The sequence below is a fragment of the Methylobacterium sp. J-067 genome, from assembly GCF_022829465.1.
Classification (GTDB): domain Bacteria; phylum Pseudomonadota; class Alphaproteobacteria; order Rhizobiales; family Beijerinckiaceae; genus Methylobacterium; species Methylobacterium litchii.
In genome coordinates this window covers 123,002-143,110 of sequence record NZ_JAKSXZ010000144.1, presented here as the reverse complement: position 1 = coordinate 143,110, position 20,109 = coordinate 123,002, and the positions used below count along the sequence as shown (strand labels likewise).

The window sequence follows — 20,109 nt, the reverse complement described above, 5'->3', positions numbered from 1 at the left end:
TTGTTTTCGTGCGGCGCTTCAGTGAAACTCGGTTAATGACTTAACAACGCCGCCGCATCACGGCGTCGGCACACGGTTAGCGGAACGTTAACGCGGCTCTCCTACGACAGGGGCCTGCGAGGGAGGCCGCACCATGCCGCTGAAAATCGAGCTGAAGCCGGACGAGCGGCTGATCATCGGCAACGCCGCGATCCGCAACGGGCCGCGCCGGTCGAGCTTCGTGATCGAGACCAACACGAAGTTCCTGCGCGAGAGCGACATCATCACGGAGTCGGAAGCCGACACCCCGTGCAAGCGGCTCTATTTCGCGCTGACGCTGATGTACCTCGCGGACGATCCGACGCTTGCGGAGAACAGCTTCGTGGAGCAGTCGAACGCCCTGATGGAGGCGGCTCCGAGCACGCGGCCCTACATCGCCGCGATCTACGAGCAGGTGCAGGGCGGCGACCTGTATCGCGCCCTGAAGCGGGGCAAGGATCTCCTCGCCTACGAGGAGCAACTGCGCAGCCTGCTGGCGAACAAGGACGCGCCGGCCGACGCGTCCTGACGGCGCCTCACCGCCCGGCGAGGCCGGCGGCGAGGTTCAGGTTGATCGTGATGATCGGCGTCAGCTTCTCCGGCGCCGGATCGGCCATGGTCTCGATCATCTGACGAAACACGAACACGGCCAAGTTAGCCACGCCCTGCTTGACGTCGGCGGGGAGCTCGTTGGCCGGGTCCGTCGCGGAGGTCGCGAGGATCGTCCAGACCTTCTGGTTGAAGTTCAGCGCGGCAACCAACTCGCTGGATTGGTTCGCCCAATCGTCTCGCACCATCTGCAGCCGCTGCGACGCCTTGGTGAGCACGGCCGACTCCGCTTCTCGTGCCGTGAGGACGCTGCGCGAGGTCTTGGCGTAGGCGTTGGCGGCGTAGCTCATCGCGATCCTCGGTTTGCGCGGTTTGGGGTTCGTGGGTCTGTCGAACGAACCGCCTTCTCGCGCATCACCAGTTAAGACCGGGTGAGTTTGCAGGAGGACATCTGAAATCGGTTAGCACGGTGTGGAGCTGATCTGAGAAACTCGCAAATGCCATCTTTAGAGTACTGAATGGCGCTTATACCAATCACAAATCCATTATAGGCGCCGATACTTCATCTATAGGTTGCAGCTTGCGTTGAACGCTTGGCTCCCCGAAAGTCATGTGCCCACGACACTTCACAAACTGGCAAGAATCACGACCCATGCTAAGTCATGGGTTGAATCGGTGCGTCCGGTCCCGTCTGCCATCTTGCAGCCGACATATGGCGCGAGAAGGCACTAAGGCCGCAGATCGAGACCCGGCGGGTCGTAGCGCGTATGTTGAACTTTACCCTCGGCGCCATCGCAGGCGCCCTGATCGCCGGGATCCTCACCATCACGGCGGCGCGTCAGCCCGAATATCAGGCGAGGCTGGGTCTCGTGTCGGCTCCCCTGCCGATCACGCCGGCGGCGGCCTCAGGGCGTCCGCCCGAGCCGCAATGCCGTGCCGATCCGGTGTCGACCGCGTCGGTGCAAAAGGTCCAGGAAATCCTGTTCAACCGGCAGCGGTTCTGGTCTGTCGCCCCGTGAGGCGACGAGGCCCCCGGCATACCGGGGGCCGTGCTGGCCTTAGAGCGCCACGAGGAGCAGCACGAGGGCCGAGGCGGCCACCATGGAACTGACGAAGCCGCAGAGGGCGGCGACGAAGGACGGGCCGTTCGCAACGGCGATGTCGGTGCGGCTCGTGGCGTTGGACATGGTCGAACAAGCTCCCCGGCGGCGCTCAAGCCGTCCGTTGCGTCTGAATGTTAGAGAATGAACGGTCCCGCTGTGCGCGGGCACACGAATTCAGCGAATGCGGCGTATCATCAATCGCAGCGGTTAATCTTCTTTGCGATGCGGAGCTGCCGGAGTTCTCCCCGCAAATCGATCGCGACCACGCCCTCCCCGCAATCGTCGAAGGCGTCGCGGGCGTCGTTGTAGCGGTCGCCGATCTCATCGAGGGTGTCGCAGACCCGGTCGTGGTCCCCGAGCCGCATGTCCTGGCGGACCTGGAAGCGCAGAGCCGCCGCCTCATCGACCTTCTTGCGGGCCTCGATGCAGGCGGGAAGCGCCAACGCCGAGGTGGCAACGACCGAACCGGCGATGACGCCAAAGACGCAGGCCGAGAGACTGGATCTCAGGTTTCGCATGGCATCGACTGTTGCTAATCGTTAACATAAGACTCAGTGACGAATGCTTAGGCAGATCTAAAACCGCCCTCGTCTTCTGTCCGCTTCAACTGCGACGCTGCCGAAAGGGTTCCTCAATCCGCCGGCCGAGCTTTGCGCCGTCGAGAGGCGAGGATGGCCGGAAGCCCGACCGGCGCGAAGCCCATCGGATCGACCCCGACATCGTATTGCTTCGGCATCGGCGTCAGCTTGCCGTGGCTGTGTCCGTGTAGGTTCAGCGCCCCGCGCCCGATGCCGTTCCAAGTCCGGAAGGCGTAGTGGCACAGAACCAGAGCGCGACCCTCCACTGCAATTTCCGCATAGGCCCGCACCGAGGCCCATCCCGACGCGGCCAGCGTCCCCGGCCCGTCGTTGTTGCCGGTGATGAGGTGTTTCTCGCCATGGAGCCGCGCGAGGATTTCCGCGATCCGTTCGGGCGGCGGGCCGAGGGCGAAGTCACCGAGGTGCCAAACGACGTCGCCCGGTGCGACCGCCGCGTTCCAGGCCAAGATCAGCCCCTCGTCATGCGCGTCGAGGTCCGGGAAGGGCCGGTGATCGAAGCGCAGCGCCCGGGGATCGCCGAAATGTGTATCGGCGGTGAAATGCACCCTCACGCCGGACTCCTCCCTAGCCGCGGCTGGGACGGTATCCCTGCCGCGCCGCCCGCACTACCTTGCCGCCACGTCCAAGCCCCCGGCGGGGGCAACCGATCCGCCATGGAGCCCCTGCGATGACCGACAGCCCGCGCCTCACGAGCCTCGCCCACGGGGGCGGCTGCGGCTGCAAGCTCGATCCGGAGGTGCTGCGCACGTTGCTGGCCGACCAGCCGGCCGCCGCACAGTTCAAGCAGTTGCTCGTCGGCAACGAGACCGCCGACGACGCCGCCGTCTGGGAGCAGGAGGACGGCACCTGCATCATCGCCACTACGGACTTCTTCACGCCGATGGTGGACGACCCCGCCGATTTCGGCCGGATCGCCGCCACGAACGCGATCTCGGATGTCTACGCCATGGGCGGGCGGCCGATCTTCGCCCTGGCGATCCTCGGGATGCCGGTGGGCAAGATCGCGCCGGAGGTCGTCGCGAAGATCCTGCGCGGGGGCGCGGAGAAGTGCGGCGAGGCCGGCATCCCCGTGGCGGGCGGCCATTCCATCGACACGCCCGAGCCGATCTACGGGCTCGCCGTCATCGGCACCTGCCGCCGCGAGGCGGTGCGGCGCAACGCCGACGCGAAGGCCGGGGACGTGCTGATCCTCACCAAGCCCGTGGGGGTCGGCGTCTATTCCGCCGCGATCAAGCGCGAGGCCCTGAGCGCCGACGGCTATCGCGACTTCGTCGCCACCACGACGCTGCTGAACAAGGTCGGCACAGACCTCGCCGCCGACCCGGCGGTCCATGCCCTCACCGACGTGACCGGGTTCGGCATCCTCGGCCACGGGCTCGAACTCGCACGCGGCGCCGGCCTCACACTCGTGCTCGACACGGACAGGCTGCCCCTGCTCCCCCTGGCGGAGGGGCTGGCGCGGGACGGTTTCGTCACCGGAGCTTCGCACCGGAACTGGACGGCATTCGGCAGCCACGTCGACCTGCCGGCGGATCTGCCAGATTGGCGCCGCCATCTCCTGACCGATCCGCAGACCTCGGGCGGCCTCCTCGTTTCCTGCGAGGCCGACAGCGCCCATGCGATCCTCGACCGGATTCGTGCGGCCGGCTACCCGGCCGCGTCGATCATCGGTCGCATGGAGGAAGGGGCCCCACGCATCCGCGTCACGGCGTGACGCCTGTTTCGACAGGATATCTTCACGGATAGGCGATATATAGACTGCGAAACCCACGCTTTACTATGATCGAATTGGCTGCGGCCGTCACGATCCGGTGCGGCGAGGATCGTCACAGGCAAAGCACTGGTTAACCCTCTGTGATGCCGTTGCGAGCGAGTGGCAAACCGGACGTGTCGGGTTCCAGCACAGTTCCGCCTGCGGCATGCGGCATCTCGGGTTGGCCCTTCGCGGCCGCCCCGGGATGCCCCGTCCGCCCGGCGCGTCTGCCGGACGGACGGCCGTGGCCGACGATCCGCGTGCTGATCCCGGAAGACGCATCGCCCGAGACCCTGGCCTCGATCGAGCGGCAGGATTACCCCGAGCACCGCATCGAGAGTTCCACCGCGTCGACGGCACACGACGCGACCCTCGTCCTGCGCGAGGGCGACATGCTGGCGCCGGGGGGGCTGAGTGCGCTCGCCCTCGAACTCGCGCTGAGCGGGGCCTCGGCGGTCGCGGGCCTGCGCGTGCTCTATGGCGACACGGTGCATGGCCTTGACGTGCCCGGTCTCGACGCCCGGCTCGACGAGTCGGACGGCATCTTGTTCATGGCCGGTGCGGGGACCGACTGGTCGTCCCTCTCACCCGAGGCCAAGCGGCGGATCGGACGCCCCGTGATCCTGCGGCGCGGGCCGGCGCCTCTGGCCGGCGCCCCGCTCTCCATCGTCTCGGTCACGGGAACGGGCACGGTCGGCGGCGCGGGGGTCGCCCATCGCCGTCTGTCCGAGGCGCTGTCTCTCGCGCACCATCGGGTGACGCACGAGATCCTGAGCACCCGGACGGCTGCCGCCGAATGGACCGACCGCTTCCCGGAGGCCGAGGCACGCATCGCGGTGGCGCGGCCCGATTTCGTGCTGGTCGGCAACGTCCACGGCGCCACCCGCAGCCTCGACGTGGTCGGGCGTCTCGCGGGGGCCTACCCGACCGCGCTGGTCCTGCACGATCTCTTCGCCCTCACCGGGCGCTGCTGCCATCCGCGCGACTGCACCCGCGCCGAGACCGGCTGCGACGCCACCTGCCCCACCCCGGACGAATACCCGCCCCTCGCGCCGAGGCGGATCGCCGGGATGCACGCCCGCAAGCGCGCCGTGCTGGCCGCGCCGGAGGGCCCCCTGCTGCTCGCCAATTCCGCCTGGACGCAGGCGCGCAGCGAAGCCCTCGCCCCCGCCCCGGCTACGACGCGGCCCGTCAGCCTCGCCTTCCCCACGGGCATCTTCAGCCCCGGCGACAAGGCCGCGCTGCGGCGGCGCCTCGGCCTGCCCGAGGGCGACGTGCTTATCTTCGTCTCGTCGGTGATCGTGGACGGGCCGGACAAGGGCTTCGCCGATTTGCGCGATGCCCTGCGCGCGGTGGCACGGCCCGGCGTCGGCGTCGGCGTCGTTGCCATCGGCCGCCTGGACGATCCGTCCAAGTTCGGCATCGACAACCTGTTCGCGCCGGGCCTCGTCGCCAGCGAGGATGCGTTGGCGGCTTGGTATGGCGCCTGCGACCTCCACGTCACCGCGAGCCGTCACGAGACACTGGGCCAGACGCCCATCGAAGCCGGCCTGTGCGGCGTGCCGACCCTGGCCTACCGCACCTCCGGCCTGACCACCTCGGTGATCGATGGGGTGTCCGGCCGCCTCGTGGAGCCTCAGCCCGGTGCTTTGGCAGAAGCGCTCGCCGACCTCGTGGCGGACGAGGCCGTGCGTCAGGCGCTCGGTGCCTTTGCGCGGATCGCCATGGAGAACCGCTACAGCCCGGCCGCCGCCGCCCTGTCGCTCGACGCCGTGCTGCGCGAGCGCGGCCTGATCGCGGACGGGCCGGCGCGCACCGCCTTCGCCCCGATGATGCTCGGGCACTTCCCCTTCGCGGCCGAGCGCCTGCGCGGCGCCGAGGGCACCGTACAGGCCCCGTCCTCGCCCCTCGTCAGGCGGCTGCGGCGGACGAAGCAGGCTGTGCTGGGGCGGCGCATGCCGCTTATCGTGCGCCGCTGCCTCTATCTCGCCAGCACGTTGCGCGGGAGGGCGGTGTGATGCACGGCTCTCTCACCCGGCGGCAGCGGATCTACATCGACCGGACGCACCTGCGCGGGCGCGTCACCGGCATCGAGCGCGTCACGATGGACCTGTTCTCGGCGGAGGCCCTGGCCCCGCACGAGGTGCGGTCGGTGACGAGCCGATCCGTCCCGGAGATGATCCTCCGGCAGCAGGTCGATCTACCGTTGAGGGCGCTGCGCGATCCCGAAGCGCTGTTCTTGTTCCCCGGCTTTCCGCCTGGGCCCCTCTGCGCGCCGGCCGCCGGGCGCTGCCTGCTTTACATCCACGACACGTTCCTCGTGAGCCGCCCCGAGGACCTGAGCCTGCGCAGCCGGGTCTACCTCAGCCCGGCCTTCGCCCTGGCGATGCGCTGGGGCCGCAACCTGTTCGTGAACAGCCGCACGACGGGCGAGGACCTGCGCCGCTACTGCTCCCCCCAGGCGAGCGTGTTCCTGCTCCGCCCCCCGGTGCGCGACGTGTTCAAGCTCGCCAAGCGGGTCGGGCCGGGGCCGCGCCGCCCCAGCGACCCGCTGCGGCTGCTGGCCATCGGCACGGTCGAGCCGCGCAAGAATTACGCGGCCGCCCTCGCCGTCGTGGAAGCCCTGAACAGCATCGGCGTCCCGGCGGAACTGCACATCGTCGGCCGCACCGGCTGGGGGAAGCACGCCTTCCTCGATACGCCGCCGCCCTACCTGCATTGGCACGGCTACCTGCCGGATTCCGATCTGCTCGTGCTGGCGAACTCGTGCCACGCCCTGCTCTCCACCTCGAAGGCGGAAGGGCTCGGCCTGCCGCTGCTCGAAGTGCAGCACGGCGGCATCCCGGTCATCGCCCCGGATGCGCCCGTATTCCGCGAGGTGCTGGGCGAGTCCGGCCTGCTCATCCGCCCCGACGATGCCGAGCGCAGCGCGCGCGCCGTCGCGGCATGGGTCGCCTCGGACGAATTCCACCAGGGCGCCCAGGCGGCGCGGGACAATGTCGGACGCTGGAACGACCTCGCCGCGCAGGACGCGGCCCGGTTGCTGGCGCGGCTCGACGGCGACCCGCGCGCCTACGCGGCCCCCGGGTCCACGATTCCATGACCGCCCCTCTGCCAGCGACGAACGGGCGCTTTGGCAGAAGAAGCGGCACAGGTAACATTGGCCTTTGACGTATACGGTGCGGTACGCCGCTTGCGACATTGGTCTTGAGTAAGTCGTCGTAGTGGTTCAACTGTCTTGAAACGGGACACGGTGTTCCTGATCAAGACAGACGGGCGGCGAGACGGACAGTCAAGGAGCGAGGCGTATGTTCGACTTCTCGACACGCATCAGCGGCGAGCCGGTGCGTATGGTGCTGCCGGAGATGGAGCCGCGTACGGACGCGCGCACCATTGCCCGGCGGCTGTGGCGCGGCTCGCCCTTCATCGTGCTCGGTGGCCTCATCATGGTCGCCGCCGCCGTCATCGTGCTCGGGCTGCTGCCGCCGAGCTACACCTCGAACATCCAGGTGCTGGTCGATCCGACCGACCTGCGCGTGGTCGAGAACGATCTGAACGCCCGCGCCCCCCAGGCAGATAGCGGCGTCTCCATCGCCGAAAGCCAGGTGCGCGTGATCCAGTCGGACAACGTGCTGCGCCGGGTGGTCGAGAAGCTGCACCTCGACCGGGACGACGAATTCGTCCGCCCCGAGGCCAGCAACCCGTTCCTCTACTGGCTGCGCAGCGTCATGGGCACCCTGCCGCCGGACGTGAGCCGCGATCCGGTGAACATCGCCCTCGACACGCTGCAGCGGAACATCATCGTCCGCCGGCCGGAGCGCACCTTCGTCATCGACGTGGCGGTGCAGTCCCGCGATCCGGCAAAGGCCGCCAAGATCGCCAACGCCATCGGCGACGCCTACTTCGCCGAAGAGGCCGCCGCCCGCATGGATTCGGCCAAGCGCGCCTCCGATGCCCTGGCCGGGCGCCTCGCCAACCTGAAGCGCGACGTCGAGGACGCCGAGCGGCAGGTGGTGAAGTACCGCGAGGAGCATCGCCTCGTCGCGTCGAGCGGCCGTCTGTTGACCGACCAGCAGCTTGGCGACCTGAACCAGCAGCTCGTCAGCTCCGCGATCAAGACCGCCGAGTCGAAGTCGCGCCTGGAGCAGGCCCGGAAGATGCGCTCGTCGGACCCGAGCACCGCCCTGCCTGAGATGCTGCAATCCCTCGAGATGCAGGCCCTGCGGCAGCAATACGCCACGCTCTCGCGCAACACCGCCGAACTCGCCACCCGCCTCGGCGAGCGGCACCCGGCCATGGCCGAGCAATACGCCCAGCAGCGCGACCTGCAGCGCCTGATCCAGCGGGAGAAGGAGCGGATCATCGACACGCTCCAGAAGGACTACGACCGCGCTGCCGCCAGCGAGGCCGCCGTCCGCTCCAACCTCGACCGGGTGAAGACCGAAACCACCGTCAGCGACCGGGCCTATGTCGGCCTGCGCGAGCTGGAGCGGACGCTGGATGCCCGCAAGGGCGTGTACGAGGCCTATCTCCGCCGCGCCCGCGAGGCGAGCGAGCAGGAGCGGCTGAACACCACCAACGTGCGCATCATCTCGGTGGCGACCCCGGCGCTGCAGCGGACCTTCCCGCCCTCGCCGAAGATCGTGCTGCCGGTGGCGCTGCTCCTCGGCCTCGCCCTGGGTGCGGGCATCGCCCTGCTCCTCGGCGCCGATGCCGACCGCCGCCGCTCCCTGCGTCAGGCGGGGCAGCCGAACGGCCGCAGCCTGCGCGCCGCCGACGCCTGATCGCGAACGGCCGGGGCGTTCCGCGCCCCGGCCCTCACCCCTGCGGCGCGAACAGGTCCGGCCGGCGGATCTGCAGGGCGAAGAGCAGCACCAACGTCTTCATGTCGCTGAGCGCCCCGCGCCCCACCATCGCCGCGAGTTCCGCCAGCGGGATCTCGTGGACCGTGACCGCCTCGCTCTCGTCCGCCAAGCCGCCGCCGACGCCGATCCGGTCGGCCGCCGAATAGGCCCCCAGGAACAGGTCCATCCGTTCCGTCGAGATGCCGGGGGCCGACCACGCGCTCGCCACCAGATCGAGGGCGCCGAGCCGGATGCCGGTCTCCTCGCTGACCTCCCGCCGCGCTCCCTCCTCCGGGGCTTCGTCCTCCAACAGGCCGGCGGGCGCTTCGAGGATGCTCTCGGGGCCGCCGGCATAGAGGAGCGGCGCGCGCAGCTGCGAGACGAGCATCGCCACCCTGCGCTCGGGGTCGTAGGGGAAGACCGCCGTCGCCCGGCCGTGATCCTCCACCTCCCGACTGATCCGCGTGCCGTCGGGCTGGATGACTTCCGCTACGAGGTAGCGTGCCCATCCGTCATGGACGACGCGCACGCCGCCGATCTGTGCTGGCATTCTGTCGGTCCGCTCCAGGTCCTTCTCGGACCTAGCGGATCGGTCAAGAATGCGGCGGCATCGCGAAGGCGGTGATGGTGAAGCGCAGATCGCTCCCGTCCCGCTCGGCGCCATCGAGCCGTGCGCCCTCTTCCCGAACGAGGTTGGGGATGTCGATAGCCGCCATCGGATCGGTGCAGAGCACGACCAACGTGGCGCCGGCCGGCAGGGCGCGCAACGCCTTGCGCGTGCGCAGCACCGGCAGCGGGCATTTCAGCCCCGCGAGATCGAGGATCGTCGTGGCGGACCCGCTCAAACGCAAACTCCCCGCCCCGGAGCGAACCGGAGCGGGGAGTCCTACTCAACCGGACGAATACTTACCAGCCGTAGCCGTAGTAGCCGCCGCCGTACCCGCCGCCGTAGCCGTAGGCCGGGGCGTAGCCGTACCCGTAAGTCGCGGCCGGGGCGTAGCCGTAGCCATAGGCCGGGGCGTAACCGTAATCGTAGCCATAGCCGTAGCGCGGGGCGGCGCTGGCGGCGATGGCGCCACCGATCAGGCCGAGGGCGGCACCGGCGGCAAGGGCGCCGGCGGCGCGGCCGCCGTAGCCACGGCGATGACCGTAGCCGTAGCCGTACCGGTAGCCGCGGTAGCGGACGTGATCGATGCTGGCGTTCTCACCGGCGACCTTGACGGCGGTCTGGGCGGGGAGCGGGGCCGCCTGGGCGGCGGTGAGCGAGCCGGCGACGAGGGCCACCGAGGTGACGGCGCCGACGGCGAAGGTAGCGATGCGGGACATGGCCGGATCCTTCAGATTGATGTGTCCGGACCCAGAACAGCGTTCCCCGCAAAGACGTTCCACCTGAAATGACGCGGGCCGGCGCGCCACCGATGATCAGGATTAAAATACGCACTCCGTGAAGGAGGGATCGACTGACGATTCCCAGCGAGACTCGTACGCATCGAGGAGATCTTGTGCGCGGGTGCGTCCGGCGGCCACGATCATCTCCAAAGGCTGGAGATAGCCTGTCTCGTCATGGCCGTTGGCATCGCGGCGGGCGCGGGCCTTGAGGCCGGCGCGGGCGATGGCGAGGGCCTCGGCGGCGACCTCTCCAAGGGTCCGCTTGGCGACCGGCGTCGCGAGGCCGAGGCGGGGCGCCGTGGCGCGGGCGGCCTCCCGCTGCGAGGCGGTCCAGCCCTTCACGAGGTCGAGGGCGGCGTCGAGGGCGGCGTCGTCGTAAAGGAGGCCGGTCCAGAACGCCGCCTGCGCGGCGATCATGCCCGCATCGCCCACGTCGGCGCCGCGCATTTCGAGGAAGCGCTTCAGGCGCACCTCGGGGAAGGCGGTGGAGGCGTGGTTCGCCCAGTCCGAGACGGTGGCGCGCTCGCCCGGCAGTTGCGACAGGCGGCCTTCCATCAGGTCGCGGAACGAGGCGCCCGACACGTCGTGGTAGATGTCGCCGCGCTTCACGAAATACATCGGCATGTCGAGGAGCCAGTCGGCATAGGCCTCGTAGCCGAAGCCCGCGTCGAAGGCGAAGGGCAGCATCCCGGTGCGGTCGCCATCGGTGTCGCGCCAGATCTCCGAGCGGCGGGTGAGGAAGCCGTTCGGCCGCCCGTCCGTGAAGGGCGAGTTGGCGAAGAGGGCCGTCGCCACCGGCTGGAGCGCCAGGGAGGCGCGCATCTTGCGCGCCATGTCGGCCTCGGAGCTGAAATCGAGGTTCACCTGTACGGTGGCCGTGCGCAGCATCATGTCGAGGCCGAGGCTGCCGACCTTCGGCATGTAGCCAGCCATGATCTTGTAGCGGCTCTTGGGCATGACGGGCGTCTCGTCCCGCCGCCATTTCGGGCTCATGCCCAGGGTGAGGAAGCCGATGCCCATGGGCTCGGCCACACGCTTCACCGCCTCGAGATGCGTGGCAAGTTCGGCCGCCGTGGCGTGGACGTCCGGCAGGGCCGCGCCCGACAGTTCGAACTGCCCGCCCGGCTCGATCGAGATCGCCCCGCCCTCGTTTGCCGCGAGCCCGATCACGGCGCCCCGGTCGGTGATCGGCTCCCAGCCGGTGTCGCGGCCGAGACCTGCGAGCAGCGCGCCGATCCCCGTATCCCCGTCATAGGGCACGGGGCGCCGGTCGGCCCTGTAGAAGGGGATCTTCTCGTGCTCGGTGCCGATGGCGAACCGCTCGCGCGGTTTCTCGCCGGCAGCGAACCAGTCGATCAGTTCGGCACGCGTCGTCAGCGGCGTCGTGTCATCGGAGTCGCGCGCCATGCGCTGCCCACCCAGGAATTGTGATCCGTTCGGATGGCGGCGCGCCGGTCTCCCGGTCGTCCCGCCCGGTTAAAACCCCGTCCCGAGAACGGGACTTTGGACGGGCTACCGCCGCCCGCATGGAGGTCCACGCGGCCGGCGTCCTGACACGCACATAGTCGAGAGCGGACGGGGGGACAACGCGACGAAACCTGCGCGCCAAGCGTGGCTGTGGGCGAGAACGGGCCGATCGTTGCTTGAGCGGCGCGGCGTGTGCGCCGGCACACGTGCTTTCGCGGACTAGCGGCCGTCCCCCAGAACCGCCTGGACGAGCGCCAGGACCGCCACCGCCGCCGTGTCCGCCCGGAGGATGCGCGGGCCGAGGGACAGGGCCACCGTGTTCGGCCGGGCACGGATCGCCGCGCGCTCCTCCTCCGAGAAGCCGCCCTCCGGCCCGACCAGCACCGCGAGCGGCGGCGGGTTCGCCGGGTCGGCGGCCTCGGACAGGGCGCGCACCGGATCGGAGATGGGTGCGTCCTCGTCGCAGAAGACGAGGAGACGGGCCTCGTCCAGCCCGGCCAGGGCCTCGTCGAGGCGGAGCGGTGGCGCGAGTTCGGGAATCGCCAGGATGCCGCATTGCTCGGCGGCCTCGATGGCGTTGGCCTGGAGCCGGTCCATGTTGATGCGGTCGCCCTGGGTAAAGCGGGTGATGACCGGGCGGATCAGACCCGCGCCCATCTCCACGGCCTTCTGGGCGAGGTAGTCGAGCCGCGCGCTCTTTAGCGGTGCGAAGAGGTAATGGAGGTCCGAGGGCGGGTGCTGCGGGCGCGTCTGCGCCACGCAATGGAGCTGCCCGTCCTTACGGCCCGTCGCGACGAGGCGCGTGTGCCATTCGCCGTCGCGCCCGTTGAAGACGAGGACCGGATCGTCCTCCCCCCGCCGCAGCACGTTGATGAGGTAGTTCGCCTGCGCCCGTTCGAGCGGCAGCACGGTGCCGGCCGCGAGCGGCGTCTCCACGAAGAGGCGGGGGGCTTTGAAGTCGTAGGCCGGCATGGCCGGGTGGTCGCGCGTGCCCGCGCGGGTGTCAACGGACACGGCGGCGGCCGGTGTTGCAGCCCTGCGACAGCCGGTGGATTTCGCCCTCTTCCCCAGGGCCTCACACGAGATACACCCTACCGCTCGATTGACGCCACATTCCTATGGCGAAGGCGGTGGTAACGATCTCGTAACGCGTGGAGTGTGACGAGGCAGCGTGTCGAGGGGAGTCTCGGAATGACCTACAGGAGCTTCGTGCTGGGAGCGGCGTCGCTGGCGGCCGGTCTCCTGGTGTCCGGCCAGGTGAATGCCCAGAGCATGGCGACCACGATGCCGTCGTCGCCGATGCCGACGACGCCGATGTCGACCCAGCCGGCGGCCCCCGCGCCGACGGTCGCCAACGATTGCAACGGCATCCAGAAGACCCTGGCCGAGCGCAAGGCACTGGTTAGCCGGGCCAACGCGGCCTCGACCTCGAAGAAGAAGATGACCCCGGCTGAGGCGTGCAGCCTGTTCGGCCGCCTCGTGACCAACGGGTCCGAGGGCATGAAGTGGATCGCCGCCAACAAGGAATGGTGCTCGATCCCCGATTCGTTCGCCGAAGGCTTCAAGGCGGACCACACCAAGGTCTCCGGCATCCGCACGCAGATCTGCGGCGTCGCGGCCCAGGCGGCGAAGATGGAAGCGCAGGCCCGCGCCCAGGCACAGGCCGGCGGCGGTAGCAGTGGCCTCCTCGGCGGGCCCGGCCTGAGCGGATCGTTCAAGCTGCCGCAGGGCGCGCTCTGAGCACGCTGCCTCCCGCGAACGGGGCCGCCTTCCCAGACGGGCGGCCCGCCGATGCGGTCGCGGGTCATTGGGTCGATCGCCACGCTCCCCTGTCGTGGCGCCCCTACCTGCGCCTTGCCCGGATCGACCGGCCCATCGGCTGGTGGCTCCTGCTGCTCCCGTGCTGGTGGTCGGGCGCGCTGGCGGCCATCGCCGCCGACCGCACCTTCCCCGATCCGGTCGATTGCCTGCTGTTCCTGATCGGCGCCGTCGCCATGCGCGGGGCCGGCTCGACCTACAACGACATCGCCGACCGCGACCTCGACGCGAAGGTCGAGCGGACGCGGCTGCGCCCCCTCCCCTCGGGGCAGGTGCGGGTGCGCCACGCGGCCTTGTTCCTGCTGGCGCAGGCCCTCGTGGGCTTCGCGGTGCTGGTGCAGTTCAACGGCACGGCGATCCTCGTCGGGCTGTGCTCGCTGCTGCCGGTGGCGATCTATCCGTTCATGAAACGGATCATGTCCCTGCCGCAGCTCGTGCTCGGCTTCGCCTTCGGCTGGGGCGCGCTGATGGGCTGGGTCGCCGTGTTCGCGCATCTCGATGCGCCGCCGCTCCTGCTCTACGCCGCCTCCGTTGCCTGGATCGTCGGCTACGACACGATCTACGCGGTGCAGGACATCGAGGATGACGAGATGGCCGGCATCCGCTCCTCGGCGCGGCTGTTCGGCCGGCGTCTCAAGGGCGCGGTGGGGCTGTGCTACGGGCTGGCTGCGGTGCTGGTGGGGCTCGCCGCGTGGCAGGCCGGCGCGGGGCCGGTGGGCTTCCTGGGCGTCGCCGCCTTCGCCGGGCATCTGGCGTGGCAGGTCCTGCGTCTTCAGGAGCGCGACGGGGCCGGCGCTCTGCGGCTGTTCCGGTCGAACCGGGATGCGGGGCTGATTCTGTTCGCGGGCCTCACGGCCGATGCGCTGATCCGGGGCCTGTCCTAGGCCCGTCTCCCCTTACGAGCGGGCGATGATCTCGGCCTCGCCGCGGAAGATCTGCGGCCGGGCCGGCAGGCGGCCGGTCTTGCGGCGGACGAGGAAGCGCGGACGGCGGGCGCCGAGCCCGGCATGGCGGCGGCGGAAGCGGGTCTTGCCGAGCATCAGACGCCCGACCTGCTGCGACACCGGCACCAGCGCGCCGTCCTCGCGGACGATCATCCGCACAAGGCCCGCCCGGGTGGCGAGGTCGCGCCAGGTGGCCACGACGTCCTCTTCCATGAAGGGGCCGAGGCGCTGCAACGTCCGGCCCTCGGCATCCACGAGGATCAGGTGGAAGCAATCCTCGCCGCTGATGTCGGCATCGTCCTCGGCATAGGCGAGCGCCACGCCGACGGCGGGACGGGCGGCCGGGAGGCGGCCGATCAGCGGAAGGGGCGACACCGCGAAGGCGGGCATCGCCTGGATCGGGTCGTGGCTGTGGTCACGCATATCCATCGTCCGAGCCTCAGCGCCTTCCGGCGATTCTCGCAAGTGGCGGCCCGGTCAGGCCGTCCGTTATGCGCAGCAAATTCGCATCGCCCTCCCTTGTTACGCCTTAAGAGCTGCAGTTAAGCGATTCTGGACAGGGACTTCACTGATGGAATGCTCAATGCTTCCTTGAATGCTCAATGTTTTCTTGCGACGACCCTTCAACATCGATTCATCATGTGCCGGGACCACCACCATTGGCCGCGACACGGCCGCGCTTGTGGCACGGGGGCATGAGGCTTAAGCTGACCGGACGCATCTTTCCCCGAACTCGGAACCCGGCGCCCGTCGCTGCCCGCGCGACCCTTTCCGCGCTGTCGCCGGCACGTCCGAAGCAGGACCAGAATGTCGAAGCCCTTCACCGACGCGAGCGTGGCGGACATGATGCCCGAACTGCGCACGGTGATGCGCGAGGCCGCCTCGATCGCGAAGCCGTTCTTCCGGAAGGGCCAGCAGACCACGGCGCGGGTCTGGTCGAAGGCCGGCGGCTCGCCGGTCACGGAGGCCGATGTCGCCGTCGACACCTTCCTGAAGATCCGCCTCAGCGAGATGGTGCCCCAGGCGGCATGGCTGTCGGAGGAGACGGCGGACGACCACGCCCGGATCGGGCGGGACCTTGTGTGGATCGTGGATCCGATCGACGGCACCCGCGCCTTCCTCTCGGGGCATCCCGATTGGTCGATCGCCGTGGCTCTGCTCCATGCGGGCGAGCCGGTGATCGGCTTCGTGCACGCGCCGGCGCTCGGCGTCGCCTACGAGGCGGTGCGGGGCCAGGGCGCCTTTCGCGATGAGCAGAAGATCGTGGTGGACCCGCGCGAGAGCCTGCACGCGGCCCGCATCACCGGGCCGAAGCCGATGCTCGACCGGCTGACGCGGGGCGCGGGGCCGGAGCCCGATTTCGTGCGAATCGACCGGATCCCGTCGCTGGCGTTACGCCTCGTGCGGGTGGCCGAAGGCTCCGTCGATGTGGGGATGATCTCGTCGGACGCGCGGGATTGGGATCTCGCGGCGGCCGATCTGGTGTTGCGGGAAGCCGGCGGCACCGTGTGCAGCCTGCGGGGCGAGGGCGCGGTCTACAACCGCGCCGATCCCGTCCATGGCGAGCTGGTCGCCCTTTCCAACGCCTTGCGCGATCCGGTGATCGCGGCCTGGGGCGCCTGAAGCGCCCCGACCGTCAGGCGGCGATCGTCTCCCGCAGCGAGACCGCGTTCGGCGCGAGGCCGAGACGGTCGGCGAGATGCCAGTGCAGCTCGCGCGAGGAGTGGTAGTTGTAGGAGCGGTCGATCAGGTGGCTCATGTCCCGGCCGGTCTTGCCGGCATCAGCGAGGCGGCCGACCTTGAAGGTGGGCGCATCGGTGACGGGGGAGCGGACGCTGCGGCGCCGCGTGAACTCGAACTGCATTCTCGTGTCTGCTTTTCTTATCTGGACCGGCGCGTCCCTGCGCATCCGGCGTCGTTTCTCATTATGGGTCGTGCGCTGTCCCGGACGCCTCTGCGCCCGGGACGGCTGTCGATTGGGGCCGTTCAGGGTGCCCCGTCAGTCTGGCTTTGGATCAGGCGGCCTGAAGGTTGCTGGCGGCGTCCTTGCCGCTGCGCTTGTCCTGCAGGATCTCGTAGGAAATCCGTTGGCCCTCGACCAGGTTGCGCATTCCGGCGCGCTCGACTGCGGAAATGTGGACGAAGATGTCCTTGCCGCCGTCATCGGGCTGGATGAATCCATAGCCCTTGGTCTCGTTGAACCACTTTACAGTGCCGGTATTCACGTAGTGTACCTCGTTCGTCCATAGATCGTGCGCGCGGCATCATGGCCGCAAATGGCACGACGGTCTGTCTGGTGTTTTCCAGAGCGGCGGGGCGCGAGACACGTAACCTTTCGCGTGAGCGTCGGTCTCGACAGGTGTGCCCCCCGTTCACTTAGATAGGCTGACCCTGCGGCGGCAACAAGGCATCACCGGGGTCGCAACCGAGGCACGTCAGCGCCGCACCCCGCCGGCCCCTGTGTTTTCCCCGCCCGGCGGTGCATATAGAACAAAGGGAACAGCCGCTTACGGCTGGCACATCGGCCCGCCTCCGCACCGACCCTATCGGCCGGAGCGGGCGCATCGAAACGGCTTCCGGGCGGTATATGGCAGGCATCTCGGTCTCGCTGGACGGCGCGAACATCCAGCTCTCGTTCCAGAAGGACGATCAGGCGACGGCGGTGGTGATGGATGCGCGGGCCGCCCGCGCGTTGATGCGCGCGGTCGGCCAGTTGCTCACGGCCATCGACGAATCGGACGAGGGCGACGACCCGGAATCCGCCGACGCGCTGGGCGAGGACATCGCCATGCTCGACGTGACCTCGGCGGCCATCGAAGTCGGCACCGACGAGGAGGGACAGGCCGTCGTCGCCTTCCAGGCGGGCGCCCTCCCCCCGTTCCAGCTTCGCCTGACGGACGAAGAGGCCCGTCACGTGGCGACGAGCCTCTCCGAAATCCTCGCAGCGCCGAGGGACGTCCGCGCCTCGCATGGCGGGCACTGACATCCCGACGCGGATTACATCCGCGTGCCGGGGTCGGTCGGAGAGCCGGGGAACACGTCCGGCTCGGAGCCGGGACCGCCGGGTTCACCCACGCCGGGGTCGTTGACCGGGTAGGGCGTGCGCGGCCCGGTCGGCCCGATATCCGGCTCTTGATCGGGCGGCGGCGGGGGCAGCGGCAGATCGCCGGGGGTCGGATCGGGGATGCCTGGATTGGCCATGATCGGTGTCTCCTGACGCGTCCGGGTTCAGGGGGCCAACGGGTCCGGCACGGCCTTGTTCCGGGTGGAAACCCTGCTCGCCAATGGGGCGAACTGCCTCAATCGCTCAGGGAACAGGCAAGCGGTCAGGCGGTTGGGCGGGCAACTCCACGATTGGAAGATGCCCCATGACCGACATCAAGCAAGCCAAGATCCTCATCATCGCCACGGACGGTTTCGAGGAGACCGAACTCACCGTACCGCAGGCCAAGCTCTCCGAGGCCGGCGCCCAGGTCACCATCGCCGCGCCGAAGTCGCGCCAGAGCGAAGGCACCATCCGCAGCTGGGACAAGACCGACTGGGGCAAGGACGTGAAGGTCGATGCCGACATCGAGAGCCTCGATGCCTCCAGCTTCGATGCCCTCGTCCTGCCGGGTGGCCAGATCAACCCCGACAAGCTGCGCCTGGAGCCGAAAGCCCTTGAGATCATCAAGAGCTTCCTGACGAGCGGCAAGGTCGTCGCCGCGATCTGCCACGGCCCGTGGCTGCTGATCGAGGCCGGGGCGGTGAAGGGCCGTGACCTGACCTCGTTCCCGTCGATCAAAACCGACGTGATCAATGCGGGCGGCAACTGGCACGACAAGGACGTCGTGACGGATCAGGGCATCGTCACCAGCCGCAAGCCCGATGACCTCGACGCCTTCTGCAAGAAGATCATCGAGGAGATCGGCGAGGGCAATCACGGCCAGCGGCAGCTCGCCGCCTGAGGCGCCTCACACGCCACGGGTGATTTCCAGCACCGTGGCGGATCGGAAGGGGCGGCCGTACTCGTCGCTCCCTTCCACGGTGATCCGGTGCGCTCCCGGCGGCAGGTCCGCCGGGAGACGCGCCGTCCAGACATGGCTCGATGGGATCGCCTGGACCCAGGATTTCTTGGCCTCGGGATAGCGCGCGAAGAGTTCGGTGACGAACGGGTCCGGCCGGCGGGTGCGGACCATCGGTTCGGCCGAGCCATCGCCCACGCGCCACGTCACCGCCGTCTTCGGGCCGCCGTCGAAGACGTTGACCACCAGAGTGCTGTCGGCGAGCGCGTCCTGCGGGATCGGCGGGCGCAGGGCCTCCATCGGCCGGAGCGCGCGCACGACCTCCGGGGCGCCGCTCCGGATCTGGCTTTCGAAGGCGATGCGCATCGTGCCGTCCGGCTCGCCCTGCGCCGGGACGTAGCGGGTGGTGTAGTCGGTTCCCCGCACGGAGAGGACGTGGAAGCCGTTCGGCGTCCCGTCACGGCTGTCGGCCGAGGGGATGCCCGTGCGGGTGTCCGGCCCGCTCCACCATGAGCCCGAGACGGCCGTCAGAACGTGGTGGTGCAGCCCCTCCGCGAGGTAATGGTGCTCGGTCGTGTGGGTGTGGCCGCAGATGGCCAGCACCTTCCGTCCGCGCAGGATGTCGAGCAGCGCCGCGCGGTCGGCGGTGTTGTTGTGCGGCCCGCTCGGCGTGGCGTCCGTCTGCAGCGGGATATGGGTCGCGAGGACGATCAGCGTATCGGCGGGCACCTCCGCGAGGAGGTTGCGCAGGAGGGCGAGGTTCCGCTCACCGAGCCGCCCCTCGTAGGTGTTGCCGCCGACCGGAACCGGCGGCCCGAGCCAGACCACGTTGTCGAGCAGCACGAACAGCGCCCGCCCGTGCTGGAAGGCGAAGGACGGAGCGCCGAAGACGCGCTTCCACGTCTCGCGGCTGTAGCGGGCGTCGGGCGCCTGCATGTTCAGGTCGTGATTGCCGGGGAGATTGTACCAGGGGATCCCGATGCGCCCGACGATGGCGTTCGACCGCCCGTAGAGGGAAAGGTCATCGAACAGCACGTCACCCGTCGTGAGGCCGAAGGCCGCCGGGATGCCCATCGCCCGCGCGACCGCCGTATCGCGAACGTGGTCGAGTTCGTGTCGCGTCTCCGGCTGTGGATCGGTGAAGAGCAGGACGTCGAAATCCTCCGGCTCGTCCTGCTTCGTCAGGCTGAAGTCGATGGAGGTGGGCAGCGGGCCGGTCGGCGCGACGCCCCGGTAGCGCAGGCCGATCTCATGCGGCGTGCCCTCCGGCTGATGGATGTAGCTGTGCCGGACGACGTTGTCGGCATCGCGCGGCAGGGCGTAGCCCGGCGGCTTGACCACGAAGACCGTGCCGTCGCCCGGCATCGGCAGCCGGTAGCGCCCCTGGGCATCGGTGCGCACCACCTCCTGCCCGTTGGAGACGAGGACGTTCGGCAGCGGCGCGCGGGCGGCGCCGTCGAGGCCGAACACGATGCCGGTGGCCTCCTTCGCCTCGGCTTCGGCGCGTCCGGCGGCGAGCGTCAGGACGGCGGCGCCGGCGAGGGTCTCGCGGCGGGTCAGAGGCGGCATGGGTGGCTCCATTCTGGCCCGGCCGATGCAGCAGATTTCAGCGACCGGCGCA

General features: G+C 69.3%; 25 protein-coding genes. 11 read left to right on the top strand and 14 right to left on the bottom strand.

All coding sequences use genetic code 11. The features are described from left to right. Positions 1–133 precede the first annotated feature (133 nt). On the top strand, positions 134–547 hold the full coding sequence (locus MKK52_RS23370; RefSeq protein WP_243958405.1) for a flagellar biosynthesis repressor FlbT: 414 nt from the start codon (positions 134–136) through the stop codon (positions 545–547). A gap of 7 nt (positions 548–554) precedes the next feature. Here MKK52_RS23370 and flaF read toward each other — a convergent pair whose 3' ends face one another. Continuing rightward, positions 555–917, bottom strand: coding sequence for a flagellar biosynthesis regulator FlaF (gene flaF, locus MKK52_RS23365; protein WP_243958396.1), 363 nt, complete (start codon positions 915–917; stop codon positions 555–557). A 417-nt stretch (positions 918–1,334) separates the two neighbouring features. On the opposite strand from flaF, the gene MKK52_RS23360 reads away from it, so the two are divergent. Beyond that, a complete protein-coding gene (locus tag MKK52_RS23360; RefSeq protein ID WP_243958394.1) occupies positions 1,335–1,586 on the top strand; it encodes a hypothetical protein in 252 nt (83 codons plus the stop codon). A 39-nt stretch (positions 1,587–1,625) separates the two neighbouring features. Here the strand turns inward: MKK52_RS23360 and MKK52_RS27025 are convergent, their stop codons facing one another. The 3 genes from MKK52_RS27025 to MKK52_RS23350 form a co-directional block, all read right to left on the bottom strand. After that, on the bottom strand, positions 1,626–1,754 hold the full coding sequence (locus MKK52_RS27025; protein ID WP_279598002.1) for a hypothetical protein: 129 nt from the start codon (positions 1,752–1,754) through the stop codon (positions 1,626–1,628). 110 nt (positions 1,755–1,864) lie between these two features. Then, entirely contained in the window at positions 1,865–2,188 is a 324-nt protein-coding gene (locus MKK52_RS23355) for a hypothetical protein (RefSeq protein WP_243958392.1), read from the bottom strand. Between the two features lie 113 nt (positions 2,189–2,301). Next, a complete protein-coding gene (locus MKK52_RS23350) occupies positions 2,302–2,820 on the bottom strand; it encodes a metallophosphoesterase (protein ID WP_243958390.1) in 519 nt (172 codons plus the stop codon). Positions 2,821–2,936: 116 nt separating this feature from the next. Between MKK52_RS23350 and selD the strand changes: the two genes are divergently transcribed. From selD to MKK52_RS23330, 4 genes are all read left to right on the top strand, one after another. Further along, positions 2,937–3,983 (top strand): selenide, water dikinase SelD, encoded by a 1,047-nt coding sequence (gene selD / locus MKK52_RS23345; protein ID WP_243958381.1) that lies wholly within the window; start codon positions 2,937–2,939, stop codon positions 3,981–3,983. 299 nt (positions 3,984–4,282) lie between these two features. After that, positions 4,283–6,040 carry a glycosyltransferase gene (locus MKK52_RS23340; protein ID WP_243958379.1) on the top strand — a complete coding sequence of 586 codons (1,758 nt, stop codon included), beginning with the start codon at positions 4,283–4,285 and terminating at the stop codon, positions 6,038–6,040. Beyond that, a complete protein-coding gene (locus MKK52_RS23335) occupies positions 6,040–7,125 on the top strand; it encodes a glycosyltransferase (RefSeq protein ID WP_243958377.1) in 1,086 nt (361 codons plus the stop codon). The genes MKK52_RS23340 and MKK52_RS23335 overlap by 1 nt, the downstream gene beginning before the upstream one ends. A 205-nt stretch (positions 7,126–7,330) precedes the next feature. Continuing rightward, a complete protein-coding gene (locus MKK52_RS23330; RefSeq protein WP_243958376.1) occupies positions 7,331–8,806 on the top strand; it encodes a GumC family protein in 1,476 nt (491 codons plus the stop codon). Between the two features lie 34 nt (positions 8,807–8,840). On the opposite strand, the gene MKK52_RS23325 is transcribed toward MKK52_RS23330, so the two are convergent. The 5 genes from MKK52_RS23325 to MKK52_RS23305 form a co-directional block, all read right to left on the bottom strand. Next, positions 8,841–9,416, bottom strand: coding sequence for an NUDIX domain-containing protein (locus MKK52_RS23325; RefSeq protein WP_243958374.1), 576 nt, complete (start codon positions 9,414–9,416; stop codon positions 8,841–8,843). A 43-nt stretch (positions 9,417–9,459) separates the two neighbouring features. Further along, complete coding sequence (locus tag MKK52_RS23320; RefSeq protein WP_243958372.1) at positions 9,460–9,711, bottom strand: sulfurtransferase TusA family protein; 252 nt, start codon at positions 9,709–9,711, stop codon at positions 9,460–9,462. Positions 9,712–9,772: 61 nt separating this feature from the next. Then, a complete protein-coding gene (locus tag MKK52_RS23315; protein WP_243958370.1) occupies positions 9,773–10,192 on the bottom strand; it encodes a hypothetical protein in 420 nt (139 codons plus the stop codon). Positions 10,193–10,294: 102 nt separating this feature from the next. Then, positions 10,295–11,662 (bottom strand): glutamate--cysteine ligase, encoded by a 1,368-nt coding sequence (locus MKK52_RS23310; protein WP_243958367.1) that lies wholly within the window; start codon positions 11,660–11,662, stop codon positions 10,295–10,297. Positions 11,663–11,941: 279 nt separating this feature from the next. Further along, complete coding sequence (locus MKK52_RS23305; protein ID WP_243958428.1) at positions 11,942–12,694, bottom strand: 16S rRNA (uracil(1498)-N(3))-methyltransferase; 753 nt, start codon at positions 12,692–12,694, stop codon at positions 11,942–11,944. Positions 12,695–12,913: 219 nt separating this feature from the next. Here MKK52_RS23305 and MKK52_RS23300 point away from each other — a divergent pair, with 219 nt between their 5' ends. Both MKK52_RS23300 and ubiA read left to right on the top strand, forming a co-directional pair. Then, positions 12,914–13,462 (top strand): hypothetical protein, encoded by a 549-nt coding sequence (locus MKK52_RS23300; protein ID WP_409564728.1) that lies wholly within the window; start codon positions 12,914–12,916, stop codon positions 13,460–13,462. Beyond that, positions 13,459–14,424, top strand: a complete 966-nt coding sequence (gene ubiA / locus MKK52_RS23295; RefSeq protein ID WP_409564730.1) for a 4-hydroxybenzoate octaprenyltransferase — start codon at positions 13,459–13,461, stop codon at positions 14,422–14,424. Before MKK52_RS23300 ends, ubiA begins: the two co-directional genes overlap by 4 nt. Positions 14,425–14,436: 12 nt before the next feature. Here the strand turns inward: ubiA and MKK52_RS23290 are convergent, their stop codons facing one another. Then, positions 14,437–14,907, bottom strand: coding sequence for a DUF6101 family protein (locus MKK52_RS23290; protein WP_243958365.1), 471 nt, complete (start codon positions 14,905–14,907; stop codon positions 14,437–14,439). Positions 14,908–15,291: 384 nt separating this feature from the next. On the opposite strand from MKK52_RS23290, the gene MKK52_RS23285 reads away from it, so the two are divergent. Further along, positions 15,292–16,107, top strand: coding sequence for an inositol monophosphatase family protein (locus MKK52_RS23285; RefSeq protein ID WP_243958363.1), 816 nt, complete (start codon positions 15,292–15,294; stop codon positions 16,105–16,107). 13 nt (positions 16,108–16,120) lie between these two features. Here the strand turns inward: MKK52_RS23285 and MKK52_RS23280 are convergent, their stop codons facing one another. Together MKK52_RS23280 and MKK52_RS23275 are read right to left on the bottom strand one after the other, a co-directional pair. Then, positions 16,121–16,348 (bottom strand): AsnC family transcriptional regulator, encoded by a 228-nt coding sequence (locus MKK52_RS23280; protein WP_243958361.1) that lies wholly within the window; start codon positions 16,346–16,348, stop codon positions 16,121–16,123. Positions 16,349–16,499: 151 nt separating this feature from the next. After that, complete coding sequence (locus MKK52_RS23275; RefSeq protein ID WP_243958359.1) at positions 16,500–16,709, bottom strand: cold-shock protein; 210 nt, start codon at positions 16,707–16,709, stop codon at positions 16,500–16,502. 362 nt (positions 16,710–17,071) lie between these two features. Between MKK52_RS23275 and MKK52_RS23270 the strand changes: the two genes are divergently transcribed. Continuing rightward, positions 17,072–17,467: a hypothetical protein gene (locus MKK52_RS23270; RefSeq protein ID WP_243958357.1), complete on the top strand. Its 396-nt coding sequence runs from the start codon at positions 17,072–17,074 to the stop codon at positions 17,465–17,467. Positions 17,468–17,481: 14 nt separating this feature from the next. On the opposite strand, the gene MKK52_RS23265 is transcribed toward MKK52_RS23270, so the two are convergent. Then, positions 17,482–17,685 carry a hypothetical protein gene (locus MKK52_RS23265; RefSeq protein ID WP_243958355.1) on the bottom strand — a complete coding sequence of 68 codons (204 nt, stop codon included), beginning with the start codon at positions 17,683–17,685 and terminating at the stop codon, positions 17,482–17,484. Between the two features lie 167 nt (positions 17,686–17,852). Here MKK52_RS23265 and MKK52_RS23260 point away from each other — a divergent pair, with 167 nt between their 5' ends. Continuing rightward, complete coding sequence (locus tag MKK52_RS23260) at positions 17,853–18,431, top strand: type 1 glutamine amidotransferase domain-containing protein (RefSeq protein ID WP_243958353.1); 579 nt, start codon at positions 17,853–17,855, stop codon at positions 18,429–18,431. A 6-nt stretch (positions 18,432–18,437) separates the two neighbouring features. On the opposite strand, the gene MKK52_RS23255 is transcribed toward MKK52_RS23260, so the two are convergent. After that, positions 18,438–20,057, bottom strand: a complete 1,620-nt coding sequence (locus MKK52_RS23255; RefSeq protein ID WP_243958351.1) for a calcineurin-like phosphoesterase C-terminal domain-containing protein — start codon at positions 20,055–20,057, stop codon at positions 18,438–18,440. Positions 20,058–20,109 lie beyond the last annotated feature (52 nt).